Consider the following 1,322-nt stretch of genomic DNA (forward strand, 5'->3'; position numbering starts at 1 on the left):
GCGGGCCTCACGCCAGAGAGCGGGATCGTCCCAGCCGCCGAGAAAGAGCCCCGGGTGCCCTGTCTGATCGGCGAAAAAAAATCGCAGGAGCGCGGCCGGCGGTGAGTGTCGAGACGATCATTCAGAGCCGCCGGGCGAACAAACTTTGGACAGCAGTTTATCATGGTCGCAGCCCCACGCGTCGGGACATTGGAGCTGCTAACGTCCGTTCGTGGCCTACACCGACGAAATCCCGCGCTCGTCCCAATGGCGGCTGTTAAGGGGCGACCGGAAATGGCTAACATATGGCCAAAACAACGCGACTGGCGAGCAGGCTTTGGAAACTGTGCCCCAGCAGGCCGTAGTCAGCGTATATTTGGGCACAAGGAGGTGCGAAATGGCGACAGCAGCTACCCAAGTCGTTCTTGATACGCCGGCGCCCGTGTTCCAGCTTCCGGCCACCGACGGCAAGATTTACGCACTGGACGACGTTGCCGGCGAAAAAGGCACGGTCGTCGTCTTCATCTGCAACCATTGTCCCTATGTCAAAGCGGTGATCGACCGCATGGTTTCGGACGCCCGCGTGCTGATGTCGGGGAGCATAGGCTTTGCGGCGGTTTGCTCGAACGATGCGGCGAACTATCCCGAAGACTCATTTGAGAATATGAAGCGTTTCGCGAAGGCTCATGATTTCCCGTTTCCATATCTCCACGACGAGACCCAGACAGTCGCTCGGGCGTATGGGGCGGTCTGTACGCCGGACTTCTTCGGCTACAATGCCGACCGCAAGCTCAAGTATCGCGGCCGGCTCGACGAAGGGCGTGCAACTCCGCCTCGCGCGGGGGCGCCCCGAGAGCTTGTCGAGGCCATGCGCGCGATTGCGACCACCGGTCTTGCGCCGGCTGACCAAAAGGCGTCTATTGGCTGCTCGATCAAATGGAAGGACGAATGAAGCCGATCCCTGTCAACAGGTTTCGTATCTGAGACCGCCGCGTGCGGCAGCATTTGCTGCACATGTGCGATTTGACTAGCGGCATCACGAGGACCCTGCGGCTGCTGGCGGAGTCGCGTTCGCCCCTTCTCCTTCAGGTCTGCTTCCGGGGCAACACGAGGCTTCGGCTCCTGCAATCCGACCCGTCAGTGCTGCGTCGCTTTTGCGACACCGATCGACTCCTGTCGAGCGCTCGGACCAGATTTGCTCACCCTGAGTTCTTCCGGTGTTGGCCCGTTTGGGGCACGCCAACCGGCCCGGAAACTGTCCGCTTGTCGAGGGGAGACGGGAAGTGGCTCGCCCGCGGTCAAAATGGCGTATTGACTCCAACCGGACGTTGCGCACCCCAAGA

Annotated in this window: 1 protein-coding gene; it reads left to right on the top strand. The window is 61.0% G+C overall.

Going from position 1 to position 1,322, the window contains the following annotated elements; genetic code table 11:
• Positions 1-376 precede the first annotated feature (376 nt).
• Positions 377-931, top strand: a complete 555-nt coding sequence (locus IVB46_RS08880) for a thioredoxin family protein (protein ID WP_247314647.1) — start codon at positions 377-379, stop codon at positions 929-931.
• Positions 932-1,322: the final 391 nt, after the last annotated feature.

It is taken from the genome of Bradyrhizobium sp. 61, assembly GCF_023073075.1.
GTDB classification, from domain to species: Bacteria; Pseudomonadota; Alphaproteobacteria; order Rhizobiales; family Xanthobacteraceae; genus Bradyrhizobium; species Bradyrhizobium barranii.